The following is a 12,940-nucleotide window of genomic DNA, read 5'->3' on the forward strand; positions in this document are numbered from 1 at the left end:
GCGCTCGACCCGCTCACCAGGGCCGACCTCCAGGACTGGCTGCGCTCGGTGCACACGGCACTCGGCCTGTCCACGGTGCTGGTGACCCATGACCTGGACGAGGCGCTGCTCCTCGGCGACAGGATCGGCCTGCTGCGCCCCGGAGGGCGTCCCCTGGAGTCGGTGACCTCGCCGGTGACGCGCCGCGAGCAGCTCACGGACGGGTCGGCGCGCAGGGAACTGCTCGCGCGCTTCGGCTCCCCCGCCGAACGCGACGACCTGAGCGGCCGCGACGGCCCCGCATCGCCTCCTCCCTCCGCAGCCGGACGCGACGAGCTGGAGGATCACACCCGGACGAAGAGCGACGAGCCGGGCAGGCACCACGGCGCGGCACCGGACGCTCCCGCCGCAGCGGGGAGCGCAGGGGCCGCGAGCACGCGGCGCGAGGCACTGACCATCACCGGCTCTCTCGCCCTGCTCGCCGCCCCCGTCGTCGGCTCCCTCCTGAGCACCGGCGACCGGACCGCCACCGCCGCCACCCCGGCGAGACCAGAGGCGGCCCTGCGCATCGGCTACCTCCCGATCACCGACGCCGCCCCGCTGCTGCTCGCCCACGACTCCGGCCAGTTCGGCAGGCGCGGCATCACCACCCCTGCCCCCGTCCTGTACCGGGGATGGGCGCCTCTCGTCGAGGCGCTCCAGGGCGGGAACGTGGACCTCGTCCACCTGCTGATGCCGCTGGCGATCCAGCTCCGCTACGACGCCAAGGTGCCGGTCAAGGTGCTGGCCTGGAACCACGCGAACGGCTCCGCCCTCACCGTCGCCAAGGACGTCGGGCGGGTGGAGGACCTGGCGGGCACGAAGGTCGCGGTCCCCGCGTGGTTCTCCGTCCACAACGTCGTGCTGCAGAAGCTGCTGCGCAAGGCGGGCATCAAGCCGGTGCTCGACTCCGCACCGAGCGCCCGGGACCGGACGGCCCAGCTCGTCGTGATCCCCCCGGCCGACATGCCGACCGCGCTGCAGTCGGGCTCGATCTCCGGGTACATCGTCGCGGAGCCGTTCTGCGCCGCCGCCGAGGTTCTCGGGATCGGCAAGATCCTGCGCTTCACGGGTGACGTGTGGAAGGACCACGCGTGCTGCGTCACGGTCGTGCGCGAGCAGCTCGTACGCGACCAGCCGGACGTGGCGCTCCGCGCGACCGAGGCGATCATCGCCGCGCAGCTCGCCATCCGGGGCGACCGCGAGGGCTCCGCCCGGAGGCTGTCGGAGGGCCGCTACCTCCCGCAGCCGCTGCCCGCGCTGCAACGGACGTTCGCCGCCCGCCCCGACCCGGCCTACCTGTCGTCCGGCGCCATCCGGCACCCCGAATGGGACTCGCGCCGCATCGACTTCCAGCCTCACCCCTATCCGGGCTACACCGGCGAGCTCGTACGCGCGATGAAGGAGACGGTCGTGGACGCGAACGTGACCTGGCTCGAAGACCTCGACCCCGCGGAGGTGCACGGCGACCTGGTGGCCACCGACATCTCGGCGGCGGCACTCGACGCCGCCGGCGGGCTGACCGCCTTCGGCGCGACCCGCGTGCGCACGGAGGTCATCGAGCCGTGACAACCTCGGCCGACACCCTCAGCCCCGCGACCGCCGTGCCCGCGCCGCCGGACCCGCACCGCCGCCGCCCCGCGATCTGGGCCGCCTGGCGGGCGGCCGTGGTGCTCCTGGTGGTCCTGCTGTGGGCTCTCCTCGCGGACGTGATCTTCGCAGGCAACGCCGTGCTGTCCCGCATGGGGCCGATCTCGGCGGCCGGCGCGCTGGCGGGCATGCTCGTCGAGGACGTCACCCTCGCGGCGGTGACCGCCTCACTGGGGCGCCTGCTGTCCGGCCTGCTGATCGCCACGGTGATCGGCGTGCCCCTGGGGCTGCTGTTCGGTTCCAGAGCCCTGGTCGAGTACGCCACCGCGCCGGTCGTCCAGTTCCTGCGCATGACGTCCCCGCTCGCCTGGGCCCCGCTCGTCATCGTCCTGCTCGGCTCGGACGACGCGCCCGTGATCACCCTCATCGCGCTCGCCGCCCTCTGGCCGATCGTCCTCGGCGTCTCCTCGGGCACCCGCGCGCTCGACCCGGGCGCGGCACTCGTCGCCCGCTCCCTCGGCGCGACCCGGTGGGAGGTGATCCGCAGCACCGTCATCCCGGGGCTGGCGGGGCCGCTGCGGACCGCCCTGCGGGTGGCCCTCGGCATCGCCTGGGTGGTGCTGGTGCCCGCCGAGATGTTCGGGGTGTCGAACGGGCTGGGGTACGCGGTGCTCAATGCCCGTGACAACCTCGACTACGAGCGGTTGGCGGCGACGATGCTGCTCATCGGGGCGATCGGGTTCCTGCTGGATCGGATACTCGGCGGCGGGGCGCAGCGCGGACACTCTGCCATCGGTTTCTGAGCACGGCGTCACGTCGGATGGCGTTCGGTGAACCGGCGGACGACCGGCGGCACGCCGCCGCCTTCGGCATCCGGTATTCGCGGGAGATTAAACCGGCTTGGTGATGACATGTGCCGCCATTGACTTTCTGCGGTTCAATGGACTGGCGACTCCACCCCGCACATCACGTTGAATGTCCGGATTGCGTCATATGAAACAAATATGGCATCCCGTCTCGCGAAAAGGGTGACCCATGCCAGATGACGCCGAAGCTCCCGTCAATCCCGCACAGCATTCGGAAGGATCATCGCCTTTCCACCGCATGTCAAGTCACGGCCTGCTCGTTCTGGGCATGCCTGTGCTGATTCTCGGAGGAGGCGATCTCTTCTTCGCCGACGGCTTCGGATCGAAGTCCGTAGGGGCGGCTTTCATGGCCATGGGGGCAGTCGCGGTAGCGGGAACTTTACGGGTCATCCTGCGAGGCAGGCGCGGCACGCGTAGTCAGCTGGCCGCCGCCATCGCGGTCCTCTTCGCCTACACGTCGCTCGCACTGCAGACCTCGGTCGGGTTCACCGCGCACCCACGCCTGGTCGCCGTCCTCATTCTGTCGGTCCTGGCCGTCCTGACCGCTGCGCTGATCATGATTGTGGACGCCCGGTGGCTGTGGCGGAACCGGCGCAGCTCCTGGATCAAATGGCCTACTCACGACCTGGGCGCCGCGGCGATCGGGGCGATCGTCACGCTCGTGGTGAGCGTCATCGCCCTGTCGCAGTTCTGGTACTCGGTGCGATACCTCCCGGCGCAGACCCATCCCGCGCTCAGCATCAGAAGCCAACTGAGGGTCACCGGGGCGCAGAAAGATCGACTGACAGCCACCGCGAACATAAAGGTGGTCAATACGGGGAGCCCCGCAGTGCGGATACTCGCCTCCATGTACACAATCATCGGGTCGAGGATCATCGAGCACGTCTACACGCAGGCGCGACCGGTGGACGGCATGGAACGACTGGATCGAGCCACACTGCGAAACTACGGACCGTCCGCTCGCTACAATCCCACCTTCGAGGAGACCTCTCCAGAATTGATCCAGACCGGCCAGGTGAGCGCCGACTTCGTGAATCTGGAGAAAGGCGAGAGTGTCGAGACCACGTTGGTGGTCCATGTGCCGAAGGACAGGTACGACGTCATCAGGGTCGCCACGGATGTGCATTATTTCCGAGCCGACAGTATCGACGCCGAAGAGGAACTAGGAGATTCTCGCGGCCCTTTGGAGGAGTGCGTGATCGAGGCGGGCGAGGGAGGAGCCGCGGCGCCGCTCGCGTGGCGTTATCGGGTGTCGCGCTGGCCGATCACCTATGACAACCTGCTGAACCAGCTCACCGAGGACGACCGCGAGGCGGTCGCGGTCTGGGTGGTGGACGGCGCGTCTCCCCTGCCGCGGAACCCCTGGGAGCCGGAGTTCCCCGTGATGAAGACGTCGATCCAGCGGGCGGGCAAATCCTGCGGGCATCCGTTCCGGGACGGCTCGGACGGATTGGAGGACGCGTCGATGCTCGGGCGTTCGGAGTCCATGGCGGAAACGGTCGCCGCCGTTCAGGAGTGAGCTCCCGTCAGAAGGCGGCGAGCACGCCGGACCCGCCCCTGTACGAGACGCCCTTCCCGATGTCCACTGGTCGCAGCAGGAACTCACCGAGGAGGGACCATGGGGCACCAGACCGGCTGGCCGCTTCCGAGCAACCTGACTCGCGCCCTTCAGCGGGTCCTCATGCTCTGCGTGCTCATCATCTCCGCCGCGGCCGTCAACGCCGGCCGCGCCGACGCCGCCGTCACCGTGCACGAAGCCTGGCACGGCTCGGCCGTCAGGCTGCACATGTGGCTCAACTACGACCCGGCCAACGGCGAACGGCTGCGCGCCTGGGCGACCGTCACGGACACCGCCGGCGGGGCGGACTACTCGGTGTCCATCGTCTCGGTGGACGGACAGCTCGACGCCGACGGGTGGGGCGGGTTCTGGCCGGAGACGGACACGGGCAACGGGCCGTTCAGGTACTGCCCGGAGGTGGGCGGGATCTGGATCACCTACCGCGTGGAGTACGCGTGGATCAACTCGGCGGGCCAGATCACCAGGAACTCCTTCACCGAGCCGGCGGGCGGCGGTCTGCGGGTGTGCGACTGACGCGCGAGCCTCTGAAGCGGCATACCCGCGACATACCACCGCCGCCTAGCGTCTTCCGGCATGGAAACCGCCATGGAGACCGGCAGCGAAACCGGCAGGGAACCCGGCAGGGTCAGCCGCCCCCGGCAGCGCGTGACCCGAACGTTCAACCCCCTTGTGTCCGGTGCCGCCGCCCTCGTGCTGGCGACCGCCGTGTTGTCCGCCCCGCACCCCGCGTCGGCCGCCACCACCGCGCCGGTGGCGTGCGACCCCTCCGGGGAGACGGCGGCCGACGCGGAGGTGGCCGCGCAGCTCAACGCCACGCTCAGCGGCACCATGCGCGGTTCCATGGACGCCTACCGCGTCTCCTGCGCCCGCATGGTGATCAAGGCCACCGCGCAGCTCGGACGGCCGGAGCGGGCCGCGGTGATCGCGCTCGCCACGGCCATCGTGGAGACCGGCGTCCAGAACCTCGGCGAGGATCCCGGCGACGACGCCCTCGGCCTCTACCGGATGCGGGCGGCGTGGGGGGAGACCACGCGGCGGCTGGATCCCGTCTGGGCCACGCAGGCGTTGCACAGCAGCGTGCTCGGGCTCTACCCCGACCGGGCCTGGCTGACCGCGCCGATCGGCGAGGTGTGCCAGGCCGTCCAGGGCGCGGCCTCCCCCGACGCCTACCAGGGGCAGGCCGCCGACGCGCAGACCATCGTCAACACCGTCTGGCCGCTGGTCAGCGGGCCGACGGGGACGGCCTCGGTGTTCGGGGTGCTGCCGAGCGGGCGGCTGACGTACACGGCGATCGACGCGGCGACGGGGACGCGCACGTCGGACCCGGTCCACTCGGCCAGGACGCTGGGCTTCACGCCGAAGGCGATGGCGACGTTGAACGCCAACACGCTGCTGGTGACCGAGGCCGGCACGGCGGGCAATCTCTACCGGGTCGACGTGCACGACGTGACGGACTCCTTCCAGTTCGGGAGGCCGAGGCTGCTCGGGAGCGGCTTCACCCACGACCTGCTGACCTACGACGGCACCTTTCTGTACGGGATCACCGGTGGCGTCCTGCGCCGGTACACCATCGCGGCGGCCAAGCCATCCCTGACCGACATCACGGGCAACACGCTCATCGGGACCGGCTTCGCCCTGAAGACGCTCGCCGCCACCGGTCTATCGGGGTACCTCGTGGGCACGACCACCGCCGGCGCGCTGCTCTCGTACAAGATCCTCGGGGCGGACAGCTGGACGCGTTACCAGTTGCGGGCCTCCACCTGGCAGGGGTTCGACCAGTTGCTGTCCCCGGGTGCGGGCGTCTACTACGGTCACAAGCCTGACGGGTCGCTGTATCGCTACTTCGACACCCATCCCTACGACGGCCAGGGGGCGGACGTGTCCGGGCAGGGCGCGGTCGACACCTCGGGCTGGAATCAGGTCCTGCTGTCCGCTCAGCCCGCCACCGTGACCCGGGTGCCGGTCACCGGCTGACGCCGTGGCACCATGCCGGGGCCGCCTTCCCGCGCACCTGCGCGGAGGCGGAACCCGGCCCGCCGATCCACCGCGACCGCCCCGTTGACGAGCACGTAGTCGATCCCGGCGGTCGGGTGGGCGCTGTCCGAGCTGGCGGTGGGCGCGGCTCAGACGGTGGACGTGTCCGCGTTCGCGCCGGATCGCTTCGCCGAGGGCAAGCCCATCACGCCGCCGTACGGGTACAGCGACGACTGATCGGGCCGCGCGGAAAACGCATGGCCGGGAGGCCGACGATGGGCGACCATTCGTTCCATGGAACTGATCGCGGAAGCGGTCGAGCTGATCAGGAACGCCACCTGCCCGGGCGACCACGACCAGGCGTGGGAGCTGGTGGCCAAGGCCACGGACGACCCGGTGCCGGCGTCCAGGCTGGGGTTCTCCCTGCTGAGCTCGGACGACCGCGTCGAGCGGAAGGTCGGCTGCGACCTGCTGGGCAGCCTGGCGCAGGTCGACGCGTCGCTGCGGGAGCCGGTGCTGTTCGCGGTGCTGGGCCTGCTCGCGTCGGAGACCGACCACGCGGTCCACGCCTCGATCGCGCGGGCGCTCGGCTGCACGGGCGATGAGCGGGCCGTTCCCGGGCTGCTGCGCCTCGCCGGGCATCCCGATGGGGACGTCCGCGCGTACGTGGCGTGGTCGCTGCCGATCAGCCCCGACGCGGACGACGCGGTGATCGAGGTGCTCATCCGGTTGAGCGCCGACCCCGAGGACGAGGTGCGCAACTGGGCGACGTTCGCCCTGGGCACCCAGTGCGAGGCCGACGGCGCGGCGATCCGGGACGCCCTGTGGGCGCGGGTCGGCGACGCGTACGGCGAGGTGCGGGAGGAGGCGGTCGCGGGCCTGGTGCGGCGCGGGGATCGCCGGATCGTGCCGTCCGGCGCGTGGCGCCCATATCCCCGGAGAGCGCTTTCTCCTATTCTTGGCCAATGGAATTAGCGGAGATCCGCACCTATCCCATCAAGTCCGTCCAAGGCACCCCCCGCCTCTCCGCCCAAGTCCTCCCCTGGGGTCTGGAAGGCGACCGCCGCTGGGCCGTGGTGGACCCGCGCGGCGAGCTGATCTGGGTCGGCGAGAACCCCCGGCTCCTCCTGGTCTCGGCCGCCGAGACCCCCGAAGGCCACCTCATCCTGTCGGCTGAAGGCATGGGCGAGCTCAAGGTCGCCCCGGCCGCCGGCGACACGCTTCCCGTGAGCTTCGCCAACTTCGAACGGGGCGTCCTCGCCGCCGACGACGCCCACGAATGGTTCACCGCCCTGCTCGGCAAGCCCGCCCGCCTCGTGTGGCAGGACGGCCTGCGACGCCACCCCACCTCCGGGGAACACGACGGCCTCTCCTGGGACGCCGCCCTCCACCTGGTGTCCCGCAGCTCGCTGCGGCGGCTGGACGACTGGATCGCCGAGGCCGCCATGGAACGGCAGGAGCAGCCGCCGGAACCGCTCGACATCACCCGGTTCCGGCCCAACGCCATCATCGACGGCGCGGAGGCGTTCGAGGAGGACGCCTGGGGGGCGGTGCGCATCGGCGAGGTCGACTTCCGGGTGTCGGAGTTGTGCGACCGTTGCGTGGCGATCACCTGGGATCCCGCGACGCTGGACGGGGGTCAGGAGCCGTTGCGGACGTTGGCCAAGCGTCATCGGTGGGACGGGCAGTCCTGGTTCGGGGTCCGGCTGGTGCCCAGGAACCTTGGGACGCTGCGGGTAGGGGACGAGGTGCTGCCGGTACGGGCGCGGGCGTGACGTGACGGGGGTGCGTCGGTGCTGGGCGCGTCACCGCGGGCGTGTCACCGCGGGCGTGTCACCGCGGGCGTGTCACCGCGGGGCGCGTCATGCGGGGCGCGTCATCGCGTGCCGACACCGGCGCATGCCCAACACCGGCGCATGCCCCAAACCGGCGTTCAGGGGCAGCCGGACGGGAGCACGTCACCGCGTGCCCAGCACCGTGGCGCCTCTCAGGTGGGCCGATCCTCGGGTGGTGGTGATGCGGACGAGTCGGCCGAGTGCGGTGAACTCGACCCGGTCGCCGGTGACGGCGCGGGCCGCGGTGGTCCAGCGGCGGCCGTCGCGGGAGGTGTCCACCCGGTAGGTGACGTCGCGGGTGAACGCCGTCCGGACGCCGGTCAGCTCGCGCTGCCTGCCCAGGTCCACGCGCCAGGTGTGCGGGCCGGTGCGGGACCAGCGGCGGCCCTGGGCGTGGTCGGCGGGGATCTCCTCAGCGGTGTAACGGCTGTAGTTGTACAACCGCTTGGCTTGCGGGAGGGGCCGGCCGGTGACCTTGGCGGCCAGGTCGCACGGCCCGCCGGCATACAGGTAGGCGTGGTCGCCCATCACGTAGTCGACCACCTCGGTGCGGTCGTCGCCGCAGATGTCGCCGCGCATCATCCGCCCGTCCACGGGGAACGTGGCGACCCGCCGGCCGTGCCCGTCCCAGATGCCGGCCACCTCGCCGCAGCCACGGTTCCAGGACAGCAGCAGGTCGGAGTAGGTGCCGTCCCAGTTGTGCAGCGGCTCCATGACGGTGCCCCAGCAGCCGAGCGTGGTGCGGTTCTCCTTCCACAGGGTTTCGCCGGTGGCCGAGACCAGGTAGAGGGCGTCCTTGCCGGTGGTGGCGGTGCGGTCGACCCGGTCCAGGCCGGCCACCTCCAGGCCGGGCAGGTCGGGACGGAAGTCGCCGAGGCCGATCTGCTGGGCTTCGACGGCGTCCAGGTTCTGCCAGAGCAGGGTGCCGTCGGCGCGGTAGGCGTTGGTGCTGTCGCCGCCGAGCCCGGCGCCGCCGAAGACGATGTCCTCGCCGCCGTCGCCGTCGATGTCGCCGACCGCGATCGAGTCGGGGTGGTCGGCCATGGCGGCCGTCCAGACCAGGTCGCCGTCGGGGGTGACGAAGTCGTACCCGGCGAGGAGTTCCTGGCGGCCGTCGTCGTCGAAGTCGTGCGGGTAGGGGCGGTGGCCGGTGACGCCGGTGTGGGTCCACAGCAACTCGCCGTGCTGGTCGGTGGCCCACACCTGGTTGTAGCGGTCCTTGAAGACCAGGTCCTGGGGGTGGGGGCGGCCGCGGAAGTTGGCGATGATGATGGTGTCCCAGGCGTTCGGGCCTGGTACGGGGAACTCGCGGACGAGGGTGCCGGTGCGGCCGTCGAAGACGCGGAACATGCTGTCCATGACGGCGAGCACCTCGTTGTCACCGTCGCCGTCCAGGTCGTAAATCTCGGCCGGGATGTCGGTGCCGTTGTTGGTGACGCGGGGGTCGGGGGTACCGACCTGCCACAGCGGGGCGCCGCCACCGAAGTCGTAGGCGGTCAGGGCCTGCACCTGGCGGCCGATGTAGCGGTCGTCGGCCGAGTAGGTGGGCTGCATGGTGACCAGGTCGAGGCGGCCGTCGCCGGTGACGTCGCCGAGCAGCAGCCGGGCGCCGGTGCCGCCTGCGCTCGTGTCCACGCTGGTGATGAGCTGCGGTTCGATCGAGGCTGCCCGGGCCGCGCCGGTCGGCAGAAGCGCGGCCAGGACGACGGCCACGGTGGCAGCCACGGTGGCAGTTCGGACGACGGGCACGGCAGCCCGCAGGGTGGCGCGCAGAGTGGCGGCCCGGGCGACAGGCAAGGCGGTAGGTAAGGCCGCGCGCGAGGCGGCGGGTGGGGCGGCGGGTGGGGCGGCGGGTGGGGCGGCGGGTGGGGCGGTGGTCCGGTTGGGGGTCATGGGGGTGCCCTTCTCGGCGTTCATAGCAGCGATCCGGCCAGCGGGATGTTCTGTGTCCGGAGCGCGCCGGTGACCAGCCGGGCGATCCGCCGGGCGCCGTACGCCTCGAAGTGGGTGTGGTCGTTGCAGAAGAACTGCCCGACCGGCCCGGACGTGTAGTCGCCGTTGTTCGGGCACAGGCCCAGCGAGTTGTAGTAGGCGACGCTGAGGCTCTGCAGGTCGATGACCGGGGAGCCGGTGGCGGATCCGGCGGCGAAGGTCTGGGTGACGAAGCCCCGGTTCTTGACCGCGGTGCTGCCCGAGCAGGTGATGGCCGCGACGGCGGTGAGGAGGACCGGGTGGGCGCCGCGGGCCAGTGCCGTCTGCGCCATCATCGTCATGAGCTGCTGGTAGCGGGCGGTGCCGACGTGCCGGGGGCAGGTCGTCGAGCCGTCGTTGATGCCGAACTGGATGAACAGGTAGTCGCCGGCCTTCATGCCGGTGAGCACCTGCTGCCAGCGGGAGGAGTAGGCGGTGGAGCTGAGCGCGCATTCGCCGTCCGGGCCGATGGTGGACGTCACGTTGCCCTCGTACAGCCAGGTCTGGATGCTGCGCCCGCCGACGGCGAGGTTGTTGACCACGATGTTGCTGTGGAACAGCGAGTCGAACTCGGTGCCCCAGCCGACGGGGCAGGTGGCGCTGGGGTTGGCCATGGTGGAGTCGCCGGCCAGCCAGACGGTGGTGGTCGCAAAGGCGGCTGAGGTAGGACCGGTGCCGATGCGGGTGTCGCAGGTGGCCGAGGCGGCGGCGCTCGGGGCAACAAGGACCAGGGATGACGCCAGGGATGACAGCAGGGCGGTGACGATGAGGAGGCAGACCTTGCGCATGCTTGCTCCTGTCAGCGAAAGAAGAACCGCGCCGGCGACTTGCGGGTGGCCGCCGACGCGGCCGGTTCAGCACCAGGTGAGCGTCGAGTTGACCCGGGTGACGTTGCTGATGGTGTTGTTGCTGCCGGTGCAGGGGCTCCACCGGATGTTGGTGTTGGAGACCGTCAGGTTCTGGAACCTGATGCCGGACGAGGGGGCGAACTCGGTGCGGGCCGCGATGCGCACCTCGCCGCCGCCGCTGATCGTGCCGGACGATCCGGCGATGGTGACGTTGTAGCAGTTCTCCACCAGGACGGAGTTGTTGCCGGTGTTGGCGAGGTCAACGCGGTCGATGGTGGCGCCGCCGCTCTCGGAGACGCAGAAGATGCCGCGCCCGCCGCCGCGCGCCTTGACGGTGCCGACGCGGATGTTGTTCGGGTAGGAGCTGCCGACCCGGCCGTTGCGGTTGGCCATGCGGAAGGCGGCGTAGCCGGTGCCCGCGCCGGCGTTGTCGGCGTCCACGGTGCCGACGGTCGCGTTGATGGTCTGGTTGAGCAGCAGGCCGGACTCGCCGACGCTGCGGGCGGTCACGGTGCCGACGGTGAGGCCGTCCACGCCGTACGTCTCCATGGCGTGCGAGCTGGCACCCTGGACGTAGACGTTGTCGACCCGCACGTTGCGGGTCCACTGGCTGGTGTCGCCGCGGTTGTCGATGCGCACGCCCAGGCCGGCGCCGAGCCGCATGTCGATCTGGCCGAGCCAGACGTTGGTGACGTTGCGCAGGAAGATGCCGTAGATCGGCGTGCCGGTGACGTTGAGGTACGGGACCTCGATGTTGCTGGTACCGCGCGAGTAGATGGGCGCGTAGTCGCCGGAGCCGGAGCCGGTGACGTTGATCGTGCCGCACACCGACAGGGACGTGTAGCTCGGCAGCGAGATCCGGGTGCCGGCGCTCATGGTGCCGTTGCCGCGTACCACGACCCGCTGGATGGAGGTGCGCCCGGCGGTGAGGCTGCCGATGCCGGCCTGGACCGCCGCCCGGAAGTCGGTGCCGCTGTAGACGCTGCTGCCCGCGCTGTTGCGGGCGGTCCAGGTGCTGCCACTGACCGTGACCTGTGACTGGAAGGTGCCGTCGCCGCAGGCGGCGGACGCCGGGGCGGTGCCGATCACGACACCGGTCGCGGCGCCGGCTGTCAGGGCGGCCAGCGCCGCGACGATCCTGGCGGACCGGCGGCGGGGGGTGGCTGTGGTCATGGGGGTTCTCCGTGACTGACGACGGGGGCGGGGTGCTGAATCGTTTCAACGAACAGGCCTGCGGTAAGCGCTTTCCCGAGTTCCGTTCGCGACACTAAATTTGCCCGGCGATCGTGTCAAGGACATGTCAAGGCGGCGGCCGGGCCGCCCAGCGTCCGGCGCCCCGGCCGCATGAACGTTTCATTCGCGCAGCAGGGCGACGTCGAAGTGCACGGTGCGGAACGGGTTCGGCAACCCCGCCTCGGCCGCCCGCCGCGCGTCGTCCACGACGGGGAAGCTCCGCACCAGGCTCTCCTTGACGCCGAAGACCGCGTCGGAGTCCAGGTAGGGGCTGTCGTCCACGAACAGGTGCGTGGTGACAGGGCGGTGGCCGGGCGCGGTCACGATGAAGTGCACGTGCGCCGGCCGGTTCGGGTGGCGTCCCGTCGCGGCCAGCAGCTCGCCGACTGGCCCGTCGTCGGGGATCGGGTAGTAGCGCGGCACGATCGTGCGGAACCAGAACCTGCCGTCCTCGTCGGCGGTGAACAGGCCGCGCAGGTTCAGCTCGGGCTGCACGCCGGGCTGCTGCACGTCGTAGAAGCCGTCGGCGTTGGCCTGCCACACGTCCACCTGGGCGCCGGACAGCGGCTCGCCGCCGGGCCCTGTGACCCGGCCGGTGACCAGGCACGGCTCGCCCTTGCCGTCCAGCGCGATGGTGTCGCCCAGCTCGCGCGGCGGCGACTCGACCATGTGGAACGGGCCCAGCACGGTCGACTCGGTCGAGGCGCCGCCGGTGCGGTGGTTGATCGTCTCGACCAGCATGGAGACGCCCAGCACGTCGGAGAGCAGCACGAACTCCTGCCGCACGTCGTCGCACTGCTGCCCGGTCCTGGTGAGGAAGCCGATGGCCGCGCTCCACTCCTCCTCGGTCAGCTCCACCTCCTTGACGAAGGCGTGCAGATGCCGCACCAGGGCGGTCAGCACGTCCCGCAGGCGCGGGTCCGGCGTAGCGGCGAAGCTCCCGGCGACCACGTCCGCCGAACGCTCTTCGCTGAACAGTTCCATGCGTCTCCTCCTCGGTCACCCGGCTCTGCGTACGATCCTTCC

At 71.0% G+C, this 12,940-nt stretch carries 11 protein-coding genes; 7 read left to right on the forward strand and 4 right to left on the reverse strand.

The features are described from left to right. Positions 1–81: 81 nt before the first annotated feature. The 7 genes from ABD331_RS14230 to ABD331_RS14260 all read left to right on the forward strand — a co-directional run bounded on the left by ABD331_RS14230 (position 82) and on the right by ABD331_RS14260 (position 7,802). Positions 82–1,587, forward strand: coding sequence for an ABC transporter substrate-binding protein (locus tag ABD331_RS14230; RefSeq protein WP_425566000.1), 1,506 nt, complete (start codon positions 82–84; stop codon positions 1,585–1,587). Beyond that, positions 1,584–2,411 carry an ABC transporter permease gene (locus tag ABD331_RS14235; protein WP_344474588.1) on the forward strand — a complete coding sequence of 276 codons (828 nt, stop codon included), beginning with the start codon at positions 1,584–1,586 and terminating at the stop codon, positions 2,409–2,411. Before ABD331_RS14230 ends, ABD331_RS14235 begins: the two co-directional genes overlap by 4 nt. Positions 2,412–2,643: 232 nt before the next feature. After that, positions 2,644–3,993 (forward strand): hypothetical protein, encoded by a 1,350-nt coding sequence (locus ABD331_RS14240; RefSeq protein ID WP_344474590.1) that lies wholly within the window; start codon positions 2,644–2,646, stop codon positions 3,991–3,993. A 99-nt stretch (positions 3,994–4,092) separates the two neighbouring features. Next, positions 4,093–4,566 (forward strand): hypothetical protein, encoded by a 474-nt coding sequence (locus ABD331_RS14245; protein WP_344474592.1) that lies wholly within the window; start codon positions 4,093–4,095, stop codon positions 4,564–4,566. Between the two features lie 60 nt (positions 4,567–4,626). Continuing rightward, on the forward strand, positions 4,627–6,027 hold the full coding sequence (locus tag ABD331_RS14250) for a hypothetical protein (protein WP_344474594.1): 1,401 nt from the start codon (positions 4,627–4,629) through the stop codon (positions 6,025–6,027). A gap of 294 nt (positions 6,028–6,321) precedes the next feature. Continuing rightward, positions 6,322–7,002: a HEAT repeat domain-containing protein gene (locus ABD331_RS14255; protein ID WP_344474596.1), complete on the forward strand. Its 681-nt coding sequence runs from the start codon at positions 6,322–6,324 to the stop codon at positions 7,000–7,002. Next, positions 6,993–7,802 carry an MOSC domain-containing protein gene (locus ABD331_RS14260; protein WP_344474598.1) on the forward strand — a complete coding sequence of 270 codons (810 nt, stop codon included), beginning with the start codon at positions 6,993–6,995 and terminating at the stop codon, positions 7,800–7,802. Before ABD331_RS14255 ends, ABD331_RS14260 begins: the two co-directional genes overlap by 10 nt. Positions 7,803–7,985: 183 nt before the next feature. Here the strand turns inward: ABD331_RS14260 and ABD331_RS14265 are convergent, their stop codons facing one another. From ABD331_RS14265 to ABD331_RS14280, 4 genes are all read right to left on the reverse strand, one after another. After that, positions 7,986–9,779 (reverse strand): discoidin domain-containing protein, encoded by a 1,794-nt coding sequence (locus tag ABD331_RS14265; RefSeq protein ID WP_344474600.1) that lies wholly within the window; start codon positions 9,777–9,779, stop codon positions 7,986–7,988. Continuing rightward, entirely contained in the window at positions 9,776–10,621 is an 846-nt protein-coding gene (locus ABD331_RS14270) for an SGNH/GDSL hydrolase family protein (RefSeq protein ID WP_344474602.1), read from the reverse strand. The genes ABD331_RS14265 and ABD331_RS14270 overlap by 4 nt, the downstream gene beginning before the upstream one ends. A 66-nt stretch (positions 10,622–10,687) precedes the next feature. Beyond that, the gene (locus ABD331_RS14275) at positions 10,688–11,854 is read right to left on the reverse strand and encodes a hypothetical protein (RefSeq protein WP_344474604.1); all 1,167 of its coding nucleotides are present in this window, start codon (positions 11,852–11,854) and stop codon (positions 10,688–10,690) included. A 180-nt stretch (positions 11,855–12,034) separates the two neighbouring features. Then, entirely contained in the window at positions 12,035–12,898 is an 864-nt protein-coding gene (locus tag ABD331_RS14280) for an intradiol ring-cleavage dioxygenase (protein WP_344474606.1), read from the reverse strand. Between the last annotated feature and the right edge of the window lie 42 nt (positions 12,899–12,940).

Origin of the sequence: Nonomuraea monospora (assembly GCF_039531895.1) — a bacterium.
GTDB lineage: Bacteria > Actinomycetota > Actinomycetes > Streptosporangiales > Streptosporangiaceae > Nonomuraea > Nonomuraea monospora.

Coding starts and splice junctions, on each gene's coding strand:
- ABD331_RS14240 (WP_344474590.1), top strand. CDS start 2,644: ATGCCAGATGACGCCGAAGCTCCCGTCAATCCCGCACAGCATTCGGAA.
- ABD331_RS14245 (WP_344474592.1), top strand. CDS start 4,093: ATGGGGCACCAGACCGGCTGGCCGCTTCCGAGCAACCTGACTCGCGCC.
- ABD331_RS14250 (WP_344474594.1), top strand. CDS start 4,627: ATGGAAACCGCCATGGAGACCGGCAGCGAAACCGGCAGGGAACCCGGC.
- ABD331_RS14255 (WP_344474596.1), top strand. CDS start 6,322: ATGGAACTGATCGCGGAAGCGGTCGAGCTGATCAGGAACGCCACCTGC.
- ABD331_RS14260 (WP_344474598.1), top strand. CDS start 6,993: ATGGAATTAGCGGAGATCCGCACCTATCCCATCAAGTCCGTCCAAGGC.
- ABD331_RS14265 (WP_344474600.1), bottom strand. CDS start 9,779: ATGAACGCCGAGAAGGGCACCCCCATGACCCCCAACCGGACCACCGCC.
- ABD331_RS14270 (WP_344474602.1), bottom strand. CDS start 10,621: ATGCGCAAGGTCTGCCTCCTCATCGTCACCGCCCTGCTGTCATCCCTG.
- ABD331_RS14275 (WP_344474604.1), bottom strand. CDS start 11,854: ATGACCACAGCCACCCCCCGCCGCCGGTCCGCCAGGATCGTCGCGGCG.
- ABD331_RS14280 (WP_344474606.1), bottom strand. CDS start 12,898: ATGGAACTGTTCAGCGAAGAGCGTTCGGCGGACGTGGTCGCCGGGAGC.